Raw genomic sequence first — 18072 nt, forward strand, 5'->3', positions numbered from 1 at the left:
CGGGAAAATTGGGGGCAGGGCAATCCGTTAGTCATGCCTTTGGATGGGCCTTGTCGTATACTTCCATGAGGCGGGCAGCATCAACAGCAGTATAGGCTTGGGTGGTGGATAGCGACGCGTGGCCCAATAATTCTTGGATCGCACGCAGGTCGCCACCAGCTGATAGCAGATGCGTCGCAAAGGAATGACGCATTGCATGGGGTGTCGCCGTCGCAGGAAGGCCCAATTGCATCCGTGTCTGTGCCATCACTTTTTGAATGGCCCGCGGCGAAAGCGCACCACCTCGGACGGCTTTGAACAGTGGCTTGTCATTTTCTTTTGGGTAGGGGCAAAGCGCGAGATAGCTATCGACCGCCTCGCGGGCGGCATCAATGACTGGCACGATCCGTTCTTTGCCGCCTTTACCCGTGATGCGCAGTACGGCAGGCAGCGGTGCGTCAGCACCTGTGAGGCCAAGCGCCTCAGAGATACGAAGCCCGCAGCCATATAGCAGTGTCACCACGGCACTATCGCGTGCAGCGATCCACGGCTCGCTTGATTGGAATTCGACCCTATCAATCATGGCGGTCGCGGCGTCTTCGGTCAGCGGGCGCGGAAGCTTCTTTTGGAATTTTGGTGAACGGGTTGAGAGCACAGCGGTAGGTTCAAAGCCTTCACGCTCAGCCAGCCAGCGATAGAATGACTTCACCGCCGACAGCGATCGGGCCAATGACCTTGCGCCAACGCCCCGCCCGCGTTCATGCGCCATCCATGACCGCATATCGCGAACCCCAATCGCGGCAACAGGGCCAAGCCCTTGGGGGGCGCCATTGTGCTGGGTCATGAAGGCCAGAAAACCCAAAACGTCTGCTTGGTAGGCCTTGATCGTGTTCTCTGCTGCTCCGCTCAGCGCACGTTGATGGTCGAGCCACCTGTTCAGCGCATCGGTCAGGGCAGGCGAGATCATGGGATTAAGCCAACCAGCGGCGCATGACGCGTTCAAACACTTCGGCAAAGAAGGTCAGCAAATCTGTACCTTGTTGGGCAGTGAATTGTTGCGGGTCTTCGGAGCCCATAATCAACATGCCGGGTCGGTTCCCTTCGCCAAGGTCCAATTTTAGACAGGCCTCTGACTGGATGTAACCTGCGCGATCCCCATAGAGGCTTGCACCTTCGCTATCGAATTTGCGCAGGGTGATCTGACGCACAGGCATGTTGCGGCCCAGTGTAATGTAGTCGTCGATGAACCCCTCGGGTACGACAGCCATCGCGGGCCCCATGTCAGGGTCTGCCTCGGGCTCGTCGCTTTCTAGGACCAATCTGATTGCATCAATGCGCAGCGTATTTGCGACATCGCCTGTGAGGTCCTCGAGAAACGCAGTGAAGGTTTGTGAATCCATCATGCGTAGAATGGCGCGGTGTACCTGATTGGTGCCTGCTAGATTATCGTAAGCTGCGGCGATCACGTTGCGATGCGTATCTTCGAGCCGATCAAACCGCTCTTCGAGTCGGGCCAAAGCGATCCCACGCAAATCGACGATATTGCCACCCATCTTTTCGTCATTGCCACCCACAAGGGCGCGCATGAGATCATGATCTTCCAGCAAAAGGTTCGGGTTCGCGATAATCTGCTCGCGGATTTCTGCGTCCATTTCGGGTTTACTCATAAGCCTGCTCTATCGTTTTTCCGAACTTTAGCAGACTGAGCTGCAAGGTTCTGCAATTATTTTTGACAGTTTCATATAGTCAAGTAATCTTGCCACAGGGCCATATATTTGCATTCAGGAATTTTCCAATGAGGAGCTATTTGATCGCGACTGGCGTCTTGTCGCTGCTTGTGCTGCTAATGTGCGTGCCATCGTTGTTGCTCACGTTGACGTTTTTAACGCTTGGGCTCGCCTTTCTGGCAAGTCAGGTGGTCATCAATTTGTTTGTCTTAGCGATCCTGATCTTGCCGGCGGTCTTGATAAGTCAGCGTTCACTGCTTGCGGGGGTAATTCTGAGCGGATCGACGGTTCTAGCTGCGAGCCTCGGCCCCGGCATTCTAGGGTATCTTACTCAAAAGTATCATCCGATGTTGCAACCGCAGATTTCCGCTGAAGCCCATTCGGGCGTTATGTCTATCGAGTTCATTCTGGATGACCGATTTTCAGAGAATGACTTCAGGCCGTGCGAGGGTGATTGTCTGCGCATTTTACAGGATACGAATTTGGATTGGGTGCGGTTACAGGACATCACTGGCAGTGAGCATGTCTTCAAACGCGAGGATGGTTTCATGCATTCGACCAGCGCGTTTTCGGGTTCGGCAGATATAACTGTTCAGGAATATAACGGCCGCCGGGGACGCCCGCCCAATTCGACATTCGCGCTTTGGGAAATGGATACTGGTCCAGAGGGATTTACTGTGCAGGATAATCGTCAGGGTGAGATCTTGTCACGTAATATCGCCGCAGTCGTTCTTGGGCCAGAACTCATTTCTTGGCTGTTTGTGGGGATGGAAAGAGACGGTCCCGCGAACTTCTCACTTGTTAAGAAACGTCGCATTGTTAATTTAGCTGACCCAGAGCGTACGTTGGAAAGCGAGCTTACTGTGTTGGGGCTGTTGACTGCGGAAACTGGAGAAGGGACCACGATCAATTCCCCTGATGTCATTGATACCAAGTTGAGCAGTATCATATCGAATACACCTCAAGACAGTCAGAAAAGATCAAGCTTTTCACCCACTGAAGCCTTTGTGGTGAACGAGTTCTTGTACCAAGTGCAGCAAGGCGTGGAGGTCGATCGCCGCCTTGAGTTGATCGTGCAAACAGCCTTTGATCCACGTTTCAAGAATTATGGACGTTTTGCTGAAATACTTGATCAGCACCAGTCCGTCCGAGAGTTTACGGTTCAGCACCTTGCGCAATATCGGCACAATGAGGCGGAGCTGAATAGACTGGTGTCCCGCCTACAGCAAAGACACCAACAAATGGTCAATGAAGCATTGTTTCCCACTGAATAGCGTTCACTTTGTGAGCAGATAAGTGCTTGCTGGCCTGTATCATACCTAACGGTCAGTGCACCGTATCAGGGGATTTGGTGTCGCGATGATAATGCGCTTCTTGCGCTTGTTCCGGCTCTAAGCAAACCATACCGGGGCCGCCGATCTAATCCGATCTCCAAGGCATAGGATTTTTTGGCCTTAGGAGGGTTGCCGCCAAGCTAAAGAATGAGCTTGGCGGCATTCGTACCTTACAGGATTTTGATGCCTGCTTTTTCGATGTCAGCCATGAAGCCAGCCAGACCTTTGTCGGTCAGTACGTGGTTGGCCATGTTCTTGATCACGGCTGGTGGCGCTGTAGCGACGTCTGCGCCGATTTTTGCGCATTCTGACATGTGGTTGGCAGAGCGGATCGACGCGGCAAGGATCTGTGTGTCGAAACCGTAGTTGTCATAGATGGTGCGGATGTCTTCGATCAGCTCCAGACCGTCGATGTTGATGTCATCCAAGCGACCGATGAATGGGCTGATGAATGTGGCACCTGCTTTGGCGGCCAGCAGTGCTTGGTTTGCAGAGAAACACAAGGTCACGTTGACCATGGTGCCTTCGTCAGACAGGGCCTTACATGTTTGCAGGCCAGCCCAAGTCAGAGGCACCTTTACCGCAATGTTATCAGCGATTTTTGCTAGTTTACGGCCCTCGGCCAGCATGGTTTCCGCGTCTAATGCAACGACTTCGGCCGAAACAGGGCCGTCAACGATGTCACAGATTTCTTTGGTCACTTCGAGAATGTCACGGCCAGATTTTGCAATCAACGATGGGTTTGTGGTGACGCCATCCACCATCCCAAGGTCGTTGAGTTCTTTGATCTGGTCGATCTCGGCGGTATCTACGAAAAACTTCATGTCTTCACTCCAGGCATGGGTTGGTGTTTGTTGTCTCAGCGTTTACCTGAAGTCAGGCACAGCGTGAACCCGCAAAAGGTTGATATGACAGATAGCTATTTCCACGAAGGCGAATTGGTGGGCGTGTTGACGGCACAGCCTTTGGATCGCCTGTTGGATTATAAGGCACCAGAGGGTGGTTGTCACATTGGCGCCTATGTCGAGGTGCCGCTGGGCCCCCGCAAGGTGCTAGGGGTTGTTTGGTCGCGCGGTAAGGGTGATTACGACCGCAGCAAGATCCGTTCGGTTATTCGTGTGCTGGATGTTGCCCCTATGCGCGATGAAATGCGGGTGTTTTTGAAACGTGCTGCGGATTACACGCTCACACCGATGCACGCGATGTTGCGTTTGGCAACACGCGCGCCCGGGCTGGGCGATGGGCAGTCGATGCGCAAGGTTTATCGCCTTGCCGACGGTGTGCCTGATCGCATGACGGACGCGCGTGAAAAGGTGCTCGGGGTACTGCGTGATTATGGTGGGTTATCCTTTACTCTTGGCGAGCTGGCAGAAATGGCGGGGGTGGGGACCTCGGTCGTGAAAGGATTGGTCAAACATGGCGCTATCCGCGAGGAAGAAGCGCCGCGTGATACGCCCTATCCCATGCTGGACCCAGATTACGGCGGTAAAGAGCTTAGCACTGATCAAGCGGTAGGTGCCGAAGCACTGCGCGCCGCGTTGCGCAGCGACAAATACGGGACGACTTTGCTGAAAGGGGTGACCGGGTCTGGCAAGACAGAAGTCTACCTTGAGGCTGTCGCGGAATGTCTGCGGATGGGGCGGCAGGCGCTGGTGCTGCTTCCTGAAATTGCTTTGTCAGGTGAGTTCATCAATCGGGTCGAGGCCCGTTTTGGCATGAAGCCCGCAGAATGGCATTCCGGCGTCACTATGACGGAACGCCGCCGCTGCTGGCGGATGGTCGGGCAGGGAGATGCACAATTGGTGGTTGGTGCGCGTTCGGCGCTATTCCTCCCGTTTCAAAACCTCGGGCTGATCGTCGTCGATGAGGAACATGATACATCCTACAAGCAAGAAGACGGGGTGCTTTATAACGCGCGGGATATGACGGTGCTGCGCGCGGCAATCAATGGGGCGCAGGTGGTCTTGGCCTCGGCCACACCGAGCCTGGAAAGCTGGGCCAATGCTGAGGCTGGGAAATATCAGCGGCTCGAGTTGAAATCTCGCTTTGGCGCGTCTGTCCTGCCAAAAATGTCCGCAATTGATATGCGTGCCGAGGATTTGCCGGGAGGCAAATGGGTGTCGCCGTCGTTACGCGATGCCATCGCGCAGCGATTGGACAAGGGGGAACAGTCACTCGTATTTTTGAACCGTCGTGGATACGCGCCGGTCACCATTTGCAGGGCCTGTGGGCATCAGATTGCCTGCGATCAATGCGACGCGCGTATGGTCGAGCATCGTTTTCTGAAACGGCTGATGTGTCACCAATGCGGTGAGACAAAACCTATGCCCACCGTTTGCCCACATTGCGAAGCTGAGGATCGCCTGAGCGCCGTTGGCCCCGGTGTTGAACGCATGGGCGAAGAGGTGACAGAGCTGTTCCCCGATGCGCGGGTCGCTGTGCTGTCATCGGATCTCTATGGCTCTGCTCGCGCGATGAAGGCCCATATCGAAGAAATAGCCCAAGGTGGGACCGATATTATCATCGGTACACAGTTGGTCGCGAAGGGGCATAATTTTCCAAAACTGACGCTTGTTGGGGTGATCGACGCGGATTTAGGTTTGCAGGGTTCCGATTTGCGAGCGGCCGAGCGGACGTTTCAATTGATGCGGCAGGTTGCTGGGCGCGCTGGTCGTGCCGAAGCGCCGGGCGAGGCGATGTTGCAGACCTATCAGCCAGAGCACGCAGTCATTCGGTCAATTCTGGCCGGCGATGAAGAAGCATTTTGGGCCGCCGAAGCGGCCGAGCGTAAAGCCGCAGGGGTGCCGCCTTATGGGCGGATGGCGGGTATCATCTTGAGCAGTCCAAATGCGCAGGATGTATTCGATCTGGGTGGCGAGATGGCACGACGTGATGAGCCGCTTCGCCGGATCGGTGCGCAGGTCTTTGGCCCCGCACCTGCACCAATTGCACGGGTACGCGGGCGGCATAGAGTTCGACTATTGGTCAAAGCCGAAAAAACGGCGCCCTTGCAACGCGCCCTGGCGCAATGGGCAGGGCAATTCCGTTTGGCCAATAACCTAAGGCTGACGATTGATATTGATCCGCAGAGTTTCTACTAGCTCTCGGGCGTGTCGCCCATTTCTTGCCGCCAATGACGACGGCACAGCGACACATAGCGGTCATTGCCGCCAATGACGATCTGATCGCCAGAGGTCATGACCTGCCCGTATTCGTCCTTGCGGACGACCATCGTCGCCTTTTTCCCGCAGTGACAAATGGTGCGCACTTCGCGCATTTCATCAGCCAGTGCTAACAACGCGGCAGAGCCGGGAAACAGCTTGCCCAGAAAATCAACGCGCAGCCCATAGGTCATCACAGGTACCTTTAGATCATCAACCGCCTGCGCGAGCTGCCAAACCTGTTCACGTTCAAGAAATTGTGCTTCGTCCACAAAAACACAGGCACAAGGCCCCTGATCAAGACGCGCTTTGATCTTGTCGAATAGGTTTTCCGAAGGGGCGAAAGTATCTGCATCTGCGCCAATGCCAATACGGCTTCCCACGCGGCCTTCGCCAGCGCGGTTATCAAGTTGCGCAATCATCAGATAGGTTTTCATCCCACGTTCGATGTAGTTGTGGGACGCTTGTAGAAGCACTGTCGATTTGCCAGCGTTCATCGTAGAGTAGTTAAAGTACAATTTGGCCATAGGCGCTGATTAACGCTTGCTGAATTACCTTGGCAAGGCAAAGGTGAAATCAACCAGCGCTTTGGGCAAAACAATAGCCCGATGGATCGCGATCCAAAACATTTGATGACCGTCGGCACCAAAACTCGTTACTTATCCCCCAACTCGGGACAATTTATCAATGACATATGACAACTTAACAATTAATGGGAATAGAACGGCTGTTTTCCCCGCGTGGGGTATACGAAATGGAGTACGGGCATGAGCAACTACCTCAAACGTCACACAGAAGCGTTGGTCAAAGATGTTGGCATAGAAAACGCGTGTGAGTTGACGGGCAAATCCAAGGCGACGTTGGGTCGATACTATTCTGACAATCCAGAGCATGCTGATCGGTTTATGCCCGTAGATGCTGTTGCCCAGCTCGAGGCTGCTGCGTCCTATCCCCACATCACCTCTGCTTTGGCAGAAATGCGTGGGATTACATTGTCTTACGATTCAGATCGCCCCAATAGTGAAGGTGGCGTGAACAATGATGTTATCAAGCTTAGCCAGCGTTTTGCCCAGCTAATGGCCGAGTATAACCTCTCGATCGAAGACGGCATTATCACTGTCAACGAAGCAAAACGTTTGCTCAAAGAAACGACTGCGCTGCAGAAGGTTCTCATTGATATGAAGCTCCATCTGGAAGAGAGCAACATCGTCTAATGGCCGATCTCGATATGCCAAACCTGTCAGCAGAATTGCTAGAGCCGCTGGATTTTTCAGCGCTTGCAGCCGCTGATGATGATGGGCATCCGCCGCGTATCCTGCTGCTTTATGGGTCTTTACGTGACGTTAGCTATTCGCGGCTTTGCGCCGAAGAAGCTGCGCGTGTCCTGCGTGCGCTTGGTTGCGAGACACGCTTTTTCGACCCATCCGGTTTACCATTGCCGGATGATGCGGACGAAACACACCCAAAGGTCGCCGAGTTGCGTGAGCTGGTGATGTGGTGCGAAGGAATGGTCTGGTCTAGCCCAGAGCGTCACGGCGCGATGACTGGTATCATGAAGACGCTAATTGACTGGATTCCTCTGTCACCTATCGGCGGTATTCGCCCGACACAGGGTAAAACCCTTGCGCTCATGCAAGTCACTGGCGGATCTCAGTCGTTCAATACGGTCAACCAGATGCGTATCTTGGGGCGCTGGATGCGGTTGATCACGATCCCAAACCAGTCATCTGTGCCAATGGCGTGGAAGCAGTTCGAAAATGGCCGTATGAAGCCATCTTCGCTCTATGATCGCATCGTTGATGTGATGGAGGAGCTCGCCCGCTTTACCGTCATGACGCGCGGTCGCTCAGCAATGCTGACGGACCGCTATTCAGAGCGTGTGGAAACGCTGGAAGACGTGCACAAGCGGGTCAGCAGTTAGACCAGCGGTACAAAGGGTACGCCGCAAGCTGTCAATGTGCAGAGTGCGGCGAAAATTACGATTTTGTTCATCTTTTGATATTCCTTGGGTTAGCCGCGTTCAACTACGACGGAACCCACGGAATAACCCGCACCAAAGGAACAGATCAAGCCTCTGTCACCTTTTTCAAGGTCATCTGAGTATTTGGTAAATGCGATGATAGACCCCGCCGACGAGGTATTCGCGTAATCCTGCAACACATTGGGTTGTTCGTCTGGCTCTGGTGGGCGGCCCAGCACCTTTTTCCCGATGTAATCATTCATCGACTTATTGGCCTGATGTAGCCACAGGCGGCGCAACTCTGTTGGCTCAACCCCAGTTTCTGACAGATGATCGGTAATGTGTTGACTGACAAGAGGCAGCACCTCTTTGAACACTTTGCGGCCGTTTTGCATAAATTGCATGTCGCGGCGATCGTCCATTGCATCATGGGTGCGACGCAAGAAACCATTGTTATTGCGAATGTTATTGCTGAACTGTGTGGCGCAGCGGGTCGATAGCACCTTAAAGTGCGGTCTCTCGATGCCCTCATCACGTTCCAGATAGGTTGCTGTTGCCACATCGCCAAAGATAAAATGGCAATCGCGGTCGCGCCATTCGATATGCGCACTGCAAATTTCCGGGTTCACGACAAGCGCGGAACGGATCGATCCTGCGCGGATCATATCAGCAGCGGTTTGAATGCCAAAGGTTGCGCTAGAGCAGGCGACGTTCATGTCAAAGGCAAAACCACCTGCGCCCAAGAGTTGCTGAATCTCGACCCCAACCGCAGGATAGGCGCGCTCCATATTGGATGCGGCACAGATTACCAGATCAACATCTGCAGCAGATCGTCCCGCCGCCGCTAGCGCCTTTTGCGCGGCATCAACGCCGATTTCGGCCATATAGCCAGGTTCGTCATCCGTGCGCTTTGGTAAATGTGGAAACATGCGGGCAGGGTCCAGCGGACCTTCCTTGTCTAGCACATACCGGTTTTCGATCCCCGATGCAGAAACGATGAATTCCGACGAAGAATGTGTCTTGGCCTTAACAGTGCCGGCCTCAATCGCATCGGCGTTTTCGGCATTCCAGAGGTCAGCATAAGCATTAAAGGCCGCAACCAATTCGTCGTTTGTGATGACTTGGGATGGCGTGAAAAGCCCAGTTCCGGTGATGGCGACTTTATACATGACAACCTCTGTTTTGCGTTATGCCACCTTATTGTGCAGCGCTAACATTTGTCCACAGCGGCGGGTTTATGACCTAAGGGAAAATTGCGTCGTTGCGTGCAGATGTTTGGGCGCAACTGATGCCGCGTTGCGCCCCGACACGTTATGGTATCCCCCACGACCCCAGAACATGGACTTCGAGCGGCTTCAGCAAGAGATTGCTCTGGATAGAGAGTAATTGATCCTCCGCCGGGCAGCGCCCGTTCGGGGCTTCGCCCGTTTTCGGCTGAAACTTTCCTCGACAGTTTCCAAGACGCCTCAAACCCTCACCCATGGGCAGGGCGCTTTGCACCCATCCCGAGGTCCGCGCGATGCCCTTTGTCAACCGAGTTAAGCTAATTGTTGACTATTTCAGAACTGTTTCTAGGGTTCAGCCGATAATGAGGGCCATAAGCTATGAATGTATTACAACCTGCAACAAACAAACATTACCTCGAACTATTCGGATTTGGTAAGACGCACCGTTCGTTTGGTGGGGGTACATGGAGTTTCGTTGCCGACATTATTAGCGAAGAACTCCCTAGTTTTGGTAGTGCTGTGGATACCATTAACGTCACGCTATTTTGCAATGGAAGTCTGGAAGAAGATCATCGAAATCTGCCAGCTTTGAATGATACGGAATCGGTAAAATTCTATCGCAAGAAGAAGCGTATCGACATATGTTATCCTTCGCACCGGTTCACTCCGGACGAAGAATTTGGAACGTTTTTGATCAATCTCGAGAGAACGAGTTTTGCGCCTGCGGTCGACGATTTGATTGATGCCCTTTCATGGGGATTAAGGGCGCGCATAACGAAAAAAGATGACTTTGATACGACAGCGTTCTTGGCTTGGGTAGCACGTTTTAGGACAGTCGAATTTTCGACGGATGAAGCGTTTCGTGCTGCCGCCCGCCGCGCAATAGAATCCAAAAATATGCGTAATGGGCAGGAAGATCCTTGGGAGCAGTTGGATATCGAGTGGGAGGAGATGCATCCGAAAGCCCGGACTATCTTAGTTGATCCTGTAGACTGGTCCTGTGCTTATGAGTTTTCGCCGCATGGGAATGACACAGGGGCAGATATTTTGTCTGATTGGGGCGACTACAACGATATGTCGCCCAAGCAGGCCGCGTTGCAACTTGGTTGGGATGCTAGTGAATTAGACACAAAAAACGAACTATTCCGGATTGATTGGGTGAAAATCCACTTTGCACTGGCCTTCGGACACATCAAGTTTTCCGGCACTTGCAGTCCTGTGTTGGCTCGTAATGCCAAGGAAGTTATTGGTGCAGAAGTAGAAAGACGGTCTGAGTTTACCGAGTGGCCCCATCGAGAAGAATTCGTGCGGCGAATGAACCGCTATCTAGGGATACTTGAGCAATTTATCTAAGTGTCATGCACTAACAAGACTGCGCATGACACCCAATCATACCGATGTTCACCCCTGTAGGCTTCTTACCCCAACATCACCTTCTTTACGGGCTTGCATGGCAAGTGCTGCGGCGTGGGACGCGGCGGCTGTCGTGAAGTAGGGGATTTTGTCGTAGAGGGCGACGGCGCGGATGTCGCGGCTGTCTTCTACGGCTTGGGCGCCTTCGGTTGTGTTCATGACCAATGCGATGTGCCCGTCTTTGAGGCGGTCAACGATTGTGAGTCCGCCCTCGTAGACTTTGTTCACGACTTCGCAGGCGACGTTGTTTTCGGTCAGCCAGGCAGCGGTGCCGCGCGTCGCGACGATGTTCAGCCCAAGGTCCACGATGATTTTGGCGGCTTCGGCCATTTCAGCGGTCTTGTCCATATCCTTGATCGAGAAGAACACAGTGCCTTCGGTCGGCAATTCGGTTCCTGCACCCATTTGCGCCTTGAGGAACGCACGTGGGAAGGACCGGTCCCAGCCCATGACCTCGCCTGTTGAGCGCATTTCTGGCCCAAGGATCGTATCAACGCCGGGGAAGCGGGCGAAGGGCAAGACGGCCTCTTTCACGCTAAACCACGGTGTGTTCGGGTCAGCCAATGTGAATGCATCGCCAAGCGGCAGCACATCCATTGGGTTTTCCGACGCCGGGTACGCCTCGCGCAGTGGGAAGTTCGTCAGCGGTTCACCCGCCATCAGGCGCGCCGCGATGGATGCGATGGCGCTGTCTGTCGCTTTGGCCACGAATGGCACGGTGCGTGATGCGCGTGGGTTTACCTCGATCAGGTAGACGGTTTCGTCTTTGACGGCGAACTGGATGTTCATCAGGCCGACCACGTTCAACGCGAGCGCCAGTGCTTCGGTCTGTTTGCGGATTTCAGCGATCATCGCGTCAGAGAGCGAGTATGGCGGCAGCGAACAAGCACTGTCGCCAGAGTGCACGCCGGCTTCTTCGATGTGCTGCATGATGCCTGCGACGTGGGTGTTTTTACCGTCAGACAGGCAATCCACGTCAACCTCGACCGCGCCGGACAAGTAGCTGTCGAGCAGGACGGGGCTGTCACCAGATACAACAACGGCCTCGGAAATGTAGCGCTCTAGCTGGGCTTGGTCGCGGACGATTTCCATCGCGCGGCCACCCAACACATAGGATGGGCGGATCACCAGTGGGAAGCCGATGGTCTCAGCAATTTCAAGCGCTTCAGCGTCAGAATGTGCGATGCCGTTTTTCGGTTGTTTCAGGCCGAGGCGGTTGACCAGGTCTTGGAAACGTTCGCGGTCTTCGGCGAGGTCAATCGCGTCCGGCGATGTGCCAAGGATCGGGATGCCTGCGTCGTGCAGCGCATTCGCCAATTTCAGCGGTGTTTGCCCGCCGAACTGAACGATCACACCGTGAAGCGTGCCGTTTTCCTGCTCTACTCGTAGGATTTCCATGACGTGTTCGAATGTCAGCGGTTCAAAATACAGCCGGTCAGATGTGTCATAGTCGGTCGACACAGTTTCCGGGTTGCAGTTGATCATGATTGTTTCATAGCCCTGATCGGTGAGCGAGAAACAGGCGTGGCAGCAGCAATAGTCGAACTCGATCCCTTGGCCGATCCGGTTTGGACCGCCGCCAAGGATGACAACCTTTTTACGGTCAGATGGGCGGGCTTCGCACTCAACCTCGCCCATGACAGGGTTTTCATAGGTGGAATACATATAGGGTGTTTGGGCTTCAAATTCCGCGGCGCAGGTGTCGATCCGTTTGAACACAGCTTTGACGCCAAGGTTCTGACGTGCGCGGCGTACTTGGTCTTCGTCGCGGCCGGTAAGTTTTGCAAGGCGGGCATCGGTAAAGCCCATCATCTTAACCTTGCGCAGGCCGTCTTCGGTGACGGGCAGGCCGTTAGTCGCGATCTCGGCTTCGGCGTCGATGATCTCGCGGATGCGGGCAAGGAACCATGGGTCGAATTTCGTGACAGCGTGGATGTCGTCATTTGACAGACCGTGACGCATGGCTTGGGCGATGACGCGAATACGGTCTGGCGTTTGTTTGGCCAGTGCTTTGGTGATTGCAGCGGCATCAGGTGCACCGGGAATTTCGATTTCGTCGAAACCGGTCAGGCCTGTTTCCATCGAGGCTAGCGCTTTTTGCACTGACTCGTGGAAGGTCCGGCCAATCGCCATTGCTTCGCCCACGGATTTCATCGCGGTGGTCAGATATGGTTCGGAACCTGCGAATTTCTCAAAGGCAAAGCGCGGAATTTTGGTGACGACATAGTCGATTGTCGGTTCAAACGACGCAGGTGTGACGCCTGTGATGTCGTTGTCCAATTCATCCAGTGTATAACCAACGGCCAGTTTTGCCGCGATTTTCGCGATTGGGAAACCTGTCGCCTTTGATGCCAGCGCGGAAGAGCGCGACACGCGTGGGTTCATTTCGATGACGACCATACGGCCGTCCGCTGGGTTCACCGCCCATTGTACGTTTGACCCGCCTGTTTCCACACCGATTTCGCGCAGCACGTTGATCGAATGTGTCCGCATGACCTGATATTCTTTGTCGGTCAGGGTCAGGGCAGGGGCGACGGTGATACTGTCGCCTGTGTGAACGCCCATTGGGTCCACGTTTTCGATGGCACAAACGATGATGGCGTTGTCGGCGTTGTCGCGCACGACTTCCATTTCGTATTCTTTCCAGCCCAGTAGGGATTCATCGACAAGGATTTGCCCAACAGGGGAGGCATCCATCCCCGTGCGGCAGAAATGTTCATATTCTTCGCGGTTATACGCAACACCACCGCCAGTCCCACCAAGCGTAAAGGCCGGACGGATAATCGCGGGTAGGCCGATTTCTTCGAGAGCATCGAGAGCGATTTTGACGCCAGCGTTCAGATCGCCGTCAGGCGCGGTCACGATTGTTGCCTTGGGGTTTTCGATGCCGAGACGATCCATGGCTTCGCGGAACAGTTTCCGGTCCTCGGCCATTTCGATCGCTTCGCGCTTGGCGCCGATCATTTCGACGTTGAATTTTTCCAAAACGCCCATGTCCGCCAGAGCAAGCGACGTGTTCAGACCTGTCTGGCCGCCCATCGTTGGCAGCAGCGCGTCGGGGCGTTCTTTTTCGATGATCTTTGCGACGACCTCTGGTGTGATCGGTTCGATATAGGTGGCATCTGCCAGACCCGGATCGGTCATGATTGTCGCGGGGTTCGAGTTTACCAGAATGACCCGATAACCTTCTTCGCGCAGTGCTTTACAGGCTTGTGCGCCAGAGTAGTCGAACTCGCAGGCCTGTCCGATAATAATAGGGCCTGCACCGATGATCATGATTGACTTGATGTCAGTACGCTTTGGCATGGCGGCCCCCTCTGAAGGTAAATTTTCGTGGGTTATAGACAACCGCGCCCAAGGCGCAAGTGTCTTCGTTGAATGCGCGAGGCTTGTCGTAAATGAACTGTAAATTTCTGCTCTGCACGCGTATTTGAGGCGTGAATCGTTAAGGAGTAACAGTTTTGCGTCTGCAGTTTGATCATGGTCCCGATAGTGCGGGCCTGTTCGAGAACCCAAAGCGGATCATTCAGGCCGAATCTATCGCTGATGTCGATTCTGCCTTGCGGGCGATTGACGCGGCATTGGCGGCGGGTGAATGGGTTGCTGGATATGCGAGCTATGAACTTGGCTATGCGCTTGAGACGTGTTTGCATGATCTGATGCCGCAGGGGCGGCGTTTGCCTTTGATCAAATTTGGTGTCTTTGATGCGCCAACGGTTGCAACCATTGCATCTGGACCCGCTAAGATCGGCGCACTTACTCCAGAATGGACAGAGACAGAATATACTGACGCTTTCGCGAAGGTGCACGACTGGATTAGCGCGGGCGACATCTATCAGGCGAACCTAACCTTTCCCATTCAAACAACCGTCCAAGGTCACAGCGAGGCAGTTTATGCAGCCCTGTGTCAGGCGCAGCCTGTCGGTTACGGTGTGCTGGTGACACAGGATGATTTGCCTGATTTGCTCTGCCGTTCGCCCGAGCTGTTCTTTACATTGGAAGGGCGTCAAATCACGACGCGCCCGATGAAAGGGACCGTACCGCGTGGCGATACCCCACAAGCGGATGCCAAAAACCGCAGGTTTCTAGAGAATGATACCAAGAACCGTGCAGAGAATCTGATGATTGTTGATTTGCTGCGCAATGATATCAGTCGGGTGTCTCAGGTTGGGTCGGTTAAGGTGCCACAGCTATTCACGGTGGAAACCTACGCGACCGTACACCAGATGACCTCGACCGTGACGGCGACGCTGCTGCCGGATGTGGGGCTTGGGGATGTTTTTCGTGCGATTTACCCTTGCGGGTCGATTACAGGTGCCCCCAAAATTCGCGCGATGGAAATCATTCGAGACCTCGAACCCGCGCCACGTGACGCCTATTGCGGGACGATTGGTTGGGCTGCCCCTGATGGACGTGCATCGTTCAATGTCGCGATCCGTACGTTAATGGTTGAAGATGGGCATGCGACGCTTAACGTCGGTGGCGGTGTCGTTTGGGATAGCACTGCAGAATCAGAATACGAGGAAGCCCTATGGAAAGCGCGCTACGCATCCCTCTAGGGACCAAGCTGATCGAGACCTTTGGCTGGGTGCCGGGGCAGGGGTATGTGCGGTTGGACCCGCATTTACGGCGGATGGAGCGCAGCGCGCGTGACTTGGGTTTTGCTTTTGATCGCAAGTCCGTTGCCACGGAATTAGCCGAATTTCAGGCTGACGCGGAAATGCGCTGTCGGCTGACCTTGGCCGCTGACGGTTCAATTGAGGTGACGCGTGCTCCGATGCCAGCCGCGAAAGGACCGTGGGTCGTTCAGATCGCGAAAGCACGTTTGGATTCATCTGACCCATGGTTGCGACACAAGACAACAAACCGTGCGCTATATGATGAGGCGCGGGCCACGATGCCCGAAGGCGTCGACGAACTGATCTTTCTCAATGAACGTGATGAGGTCTGCGAGGGGACGATTACCAATATTTTTGTGAAAACACAGGACGGGAAATCGCTGACGCCACCACTGTCATCTGGATTGTTGCCAGGCATCTATCGTGAGTATCAGTTGGAGCACGGACTTTGCCAAGAAGCTGTGCTGACGCTGGATGATTTGCGGCAGGCAAAAGCGATTACATTGGGAAATTCCCTGCGCGGAAAGATCGCGGTAGACTATCAGGGGCCATTGGCCCGCTAAATCCTATCATATTCGGCGACCATCCTTGACATCGGGCCGTCAACCTAGTGTATCGGCTCAACAACTCCGTGAACCCATAGGAACATGATATTATGCACGCTTACCGCAGCCACACCTGTGCCGATCTGACTGCCGCCAATGTTGGCGAAACCGTCCGCCTTTCTGGATGGGTCAATCGGGTGCGCGATCACGGTGGCATCCTGTTTATCGACCTGCGCGACCACTATGGCATTACGCAGGTTCTTTGCGATCCTGACTCGGCTGCATTTGCTGATGTAGAAAAGGTGCGCTCTGAGTGGTGTATCCGCATTGATGGCGAAGTGAAGGCGCGTGACCCTGAACTGGTGAACCCGAAATTGCCAACTGGCGAAGTCGAAGTATTCGTGCGCGGCATCGAAGTGCTGGGCGCATCCAAAGAACTGCCGCTGATGGTGTTTGGCGATCAGGAATACCCCGAAGAAACGCGCCTCAAGTACCGCTATCTGGACCTGCGCCGCGAGGCGATGCAGGACAACATGAAGCTGCGCTCTGATGTTGTGGCGTCCATGCGTCGCCGCATGTGGGACAGCGGGTTCCGCGAATATCAGACACCGATCATCACGGCCTCTAGCCCCGAAGGTGCGCGCGATTTCCTTGTGCCATCACGTTTGCACCCCGGTAAATTCTATGCGCTGCCGCAGGCGCCACAGCAGTTCAAGCAGCTGATCATGGTGTCGGGCTATGACAAATACTTCCAAATCGCGCCATGTTTCCGCGACGAAGATCCGCGCGCTGACCGTTCGCCAACCGATTTCTACCAGCTCGACCTAGAGATGTCGTTTGTTGAGCAGCAGGATGTGTTCGACACCATCCAGCCTGTGCTGACTGGCATCTTCGAAGAATTCGGCGGCGGCCGCAAAGTTGACCAAACATGGGAGCAGATTTCCTATCGTGATGCCGCGCTGTGGTATGGCACCGATAAGCCTGACCTGCGCAACCCGATTAAGATGCAGGTTGTGTCTGATCACTTCCGTGGTTCTGGCTTTGCGATCTTTGCGAAATTGCTTGAGCAAGAAGGCACTGAAATCCGCGCTATTCCTGCGCCAACAGGCGGGTCGCGCAAGTTCTGTGACCGCATGAACAAATTCGCGCAGCAAGAGGGTCTGCCCGGTATGGGATATATCTTCTGGAGGCCGCGTCAAAACGTAGATGACATTGTCAAGCTTTCAGAAATGGCCCTGAAGTTTGCTGAAGATGATAATTTTGATACGGCGGATGCGTTGCTCGATAGTCTAAGCCCATTACTCGATGGGGTCGGCGAACACGTAGAAGCCTTCAGTAAGGCAGTTGAACGTGCGAATGCTAACGGTGTTCTTGATGCAAATCACCTTACGTTCCTTATTGGTGCATTCTTTGGAGAACACGAAGCTGCGGGACCTCTTGCTAAAAACATCGGTCCAGAGCGGACAGAGGCGATCCGCCAACAGCTGGGTCTTGGTCTAGGTGATGCGGCGTTCTTCTTGGGTGGTAAACCCAAGGCGTTTGAGACAGTCGCTGGCAAAGCGCGCACCGTGATTGGCGATGAGCTGGGCCTGACCGATACGGACCGTTTTGCTTTTGCTTGGATTGTGGATTTCCCGATTTACGAGCAGGACGAAGAAACCGGCAAAATCGACTTTGAACACAACCCATTCTCAATGCCGCAAGGTGGGATGGACGCGCTCGAAGGTGATCCGCTGAAAGTGCTGGGCTATCAATACGATCTGGCCTGTAATGGCTACGAACTGGTGTCCGGCGCGATCCGGAACCACAAGCCAGAGATCATGTTCAAGGCCTTTGAACTGGCAGGTTATGGCAAGGATGAGGTCGAAAAGCGTTTTGGCGGGATGGTCAACGCGTTCCAATATGGTGCCCCGCCCCACGGTGGTTGTGCAGCCGGGATCGACCGTATCGTGATGCTGCTAGCTGACGCGTCAAACATCCGCGAAGTCATCATGTTCCCAATGAACCAGCGCGCCGAAGATCTGATGATGGATGCGCCGTCTGAGCCAATGAATGAACAGCTGCGTGAACTGCACCTACGCACGATCCCAGCAGATAGCTAAACTTTT

14 protein-coding genes are annotated in these 18072 nt (G+C 54.3%); 8 read left to right on the forward strand and 6 right to left on the reverse strand.

From position 1 onward, the window contains the following. Window positions 1–31: 31 nt before the first annotated feature. On the reverse strand, window positions 32–946 hold the full coding sequence (locus TW80_RS01675) for a tyrosine recombinase XerC (RefSeq protein ID WP_045995637.1): 915 nt from the start codon (window positions 944–946) through the stop codon (window positions 32–34). Window positions 947–950: 4 nt separating this feature from the next. Further along, window positions 951–1646 (reverse strand): DUF484 family protein, encoded by a 696-nt coding sequence (locus TW80_RS01680; protein ID WP_045995638.1) that lies wholly within the window; start codon window positions 1644–1646, stop codon window positions 951–953. A 128-nt stretch (window positions 1647–1774) separates the two neighbouring features. Between TW80_RS01680 and TW80_RS01685 the strand changes: the two genes are divergently transcribed. After that, window positions 1775–2980, forward strand: a complete 1206-nt coding sequence (locus TW80_RS01685) for a hypothetical protein (protein WP_045995639.1) — start codon at window positions 1775–1777, stop codon at window positions 2978–2980. Window positions 2981–3210: 230 nt separating this feature from the next. Here the strand turns inward: TW80_RS01685 and fsa are convergent, their stop codons facing one another. Then, window positions 3211–3864, reverse strand: a complete 654-nt coding sequence (gene fsa, locus TW80_RS01690; protein ID WP_045995640.1) for a fructose-6-phosphate aldolase — start codon at window positions 3862–3864, stop codon at window positions 3211–3213. A gap of 84 nt (window positions 3865–3948) precedes the next feature. Here fsa and TW80_RS01695 point away from each other — a divergent pair, with 84 nt between their 5' ends. Beyond that, the gene (locus TW80_RS01695; protein ID WP_045996939.1) at window positions 3949–6141 is read left to right on the forward strand and encodes a primosomal protein N'; all 2193 of its coding nucleotides are present in this window, start codon (window positions 3949–3951) and stop codon (window positions 6139–6141) included. On the opposite strand, the gene TW80_RS01700 is transcribed toward TW80_RS01695, so the two are convergent. Continuing rightward, window positions 6138–6728, reverse strand: coding sequence for a thymidine kinase (locus tag TW80_RS01700; protein ID WP_045995641.1), 591 nt, complete (start codon window positions 6726–6728; stop codon window positions 6138–6140). The genes TW80_RS01695 and TW80_RS01700 overlap by 4 nt on opposite strands. Before the next feature lie 240 nt (window positions 6729–6968). On the opposite strand from TW80_RS01700, the gene TW80_RS01705 reads away from it, so the two are divergent. Together TW80_RS01705 and arsH are read left to right on the forward strand one after the other, a co-directional pair. Beyond that, a complete protein-coding gene (locus TW80_RS01705) occupies window positions 6969–7415 on the forward strand; it encodes a phage regulatory CII family protein (protein WP_045995642.1) in 447 nt (148 codons plus the stop codon). Further along, window positions 7415–8122, forward strand: coding sequence for an arsenical resistance protein ArsH (gene arsH / locus TW80_RS01710; RefSeq protein ID WP_045995643.1), 708 nt, complete (start codon window positions 7415–7417; stop codon window positions 8120–8122). The genes TW80_RS01705 and arsH overlap by 1 nt, the downstream gene beginning before the upstream one ends. A gap of 89 nt (window positions 8123–8211) precedes the next feature. Here arsH and TW80_RS01715 read toward each other — a convergent pair whose 3' ends face one another. After that, window positions 8212–9330, reverse strand: coding sequence for a beta-ketoacyl-ACP synthase III (locus TW80_RS01715; protein WP_045995644.1), 1119 nt, complete (start codon window positions 9328–9330; stop codon window positions 8212–8214). Window positions 9331–9765: 435 nt separating this feature from the next. Between TW80_RS01715 and TW80_RS01720 the strand changes: the two genes are divergently transcribed. Next, window positions 9766–10740: a hypothetical protein gene (locus TW80_RS01720; protein WP_045995645.1), complete on the forward strand. Its 975-nt coding sequence runs from the start codon at window positions 9766–9768 to the stop codon at window positions 10738–10740. Between the two features lie 48 nt (window positions 10741–10788). On the opposite strand, the gene carB is transcribed toward TW80_RS01720, so the two are convergent. Next, a complete protein-coding gene (gene carB / locus TW80_RS01725) occupies window positions 10789–14106 on the reverse strand; it encodes a carbamoyl-phosphate synthase large subunit (RefSeq protein ID WP_045995646.1) in 3318 nt (1105 codons plus the stop codon). Window positions 14107–14261: 155 nt separating this feature from the next. Here carB and TW80_RS01730 point away from each other — a divergent pair, with 155 nt between their 5' ends. The 3 genes from TW80_RS01730 to aspS all read left to right on the forward strand — a co-directional run bounded on the left by TW80_RS01730 (window position 14262) and on the right by aspS (window position 18066). Beyond that, window positions 14262–15359: an aminodeoxychorismate synthase component I gene (locus TW80_RS01730; RefSeq protein WP_045995647.1), complete on the forward strand. Its 1098-nt coding sequence runs from the start codon at window positions 14262–14264 to the stop codon at window positions 15357–15359. Continuing rightward, entirely contained in the window at window positions 15332–15982 is a 651-nt protein-coding gene (locus TW80_RS01735; RefSeq protein WP_045995648.1) for an aminotransferase class IV family protein, read from the forward strand. Before TW80_RS01730 ends, TW80_RS01735 begins: the two co-directional genes overlap by 28 nt. Window positions 15983–16074: 92 nt before the next feature. Next, entirely contained in the window at window positions 16075–18066 is a 1992-nt protein-coding gene (aspS, locus tag TW80_RS01740) for an aspartate--tRNA ligase (protein WP_045995649.1), read from the forward strand. The last annotated feature ends 6 nt before the right edge of the window (window positions 18067–18072 follow it).

This window comes from Loktanella sp. S4079 (genome assembly GCF_000967725.1).
Taxonomy (GTDB): Bacteria; Pseudomonadota; Alphaproteobacteria; order Rhodobacterales; family Rhodobacteraceae; genus Yoonia.

Excerpts from the sequence above, each read along its gene's own strand:
- carB (WP_045995646.1), bottom strand. The coding sequence starts at position 14,106 with ATGCCAAAGCGTACTGACATCAAGTCAATCATGATCATCGGTGCAGGC.
- aspS (WP_045995649.1), top strand. The coding sequence starts at position 16,075 with ATGCACGCTTACCGCAGCCACACCTGTGCCGATCTGACTGCCGCCAAT.
- TW80_RS01685 (WP_045995639.1), top strand. The coding sequence starts at position 1,775 with ATGAGGAGCTATTTGATCGCGACTGGCGTCTTGTCGCTGCTTGTGCTG.
- TW80_RS01720 (WP_045995645.1), top strand. The coding sequence starts at position 9,766 with ATGAATGTATTACAACCTGCAACAAACAAACATTACCTCGAACTATTC.
- TW80_RS01700 (WP_045995641.1), bottom strand. The coding sequence starts at position 6,728 with ATGGCCAAATTGTACTTTAACTACTCTACGATGAACGCTGGCAAATCG.
- arsH (WP_045995643.1), top strand. The coding sequence starts at position 7,415 with ATGGCCGATCTCGATATGCCAAACCTGTCAGCAGAATTGCTAGAGCCG.
- TW80_RS01705 (WP_045995642.1), top strand. The coding sequence starts at position 6,969 with ATGAGCAACTACCTCAAACGTCACACAGAAGCGTTGGTCAAAGATGTT.
- fsa (WP_045995640.1), bottom strand. The coding sequence starts at position 3,864 with ATGAAGTTTTTCGTAGATACCGCCGAGATCGACCAGATCAAAGAACTC.
- TW80_RS01715 (WP_045995644.1), bottom strand. The coding sequence starts at position 9,330 with ATGTATAAAGTCGCCATCACCGGAACTGGGCTTTTCACGCCATCCCAA.
- TW80_RS01735 (WP_045995648.1), top strand. The coding sequence starts at position 15,332 with ATGGAAAGCGCGCTACGCATCCCTCTAGGGACCAAGCTGATCGAGACC.
- TW80_RS01675 (WP_045995637.1), bottom strand. The coding sequence starts at position 946 with ATGATCTCGCCTGCCCTGACCGATGCGCTGAACAGGTGGCTCGACCAT.
- TW80_RS01695 (WP_045996939.1), top strand. The coding sequence starts at position 3,949 with ATGACAGATAGCTATTTCCACGAAGGCGAATTGGTGGGCGTGTTGACG.
- TW80_RS01680 (WP_045995638.1), bottom strand. The coding sequence starts at position 1,646 with ATGAGTAAACCCGAAATGGACGCAGAAATCCGCGAGCAGATTATCGCG.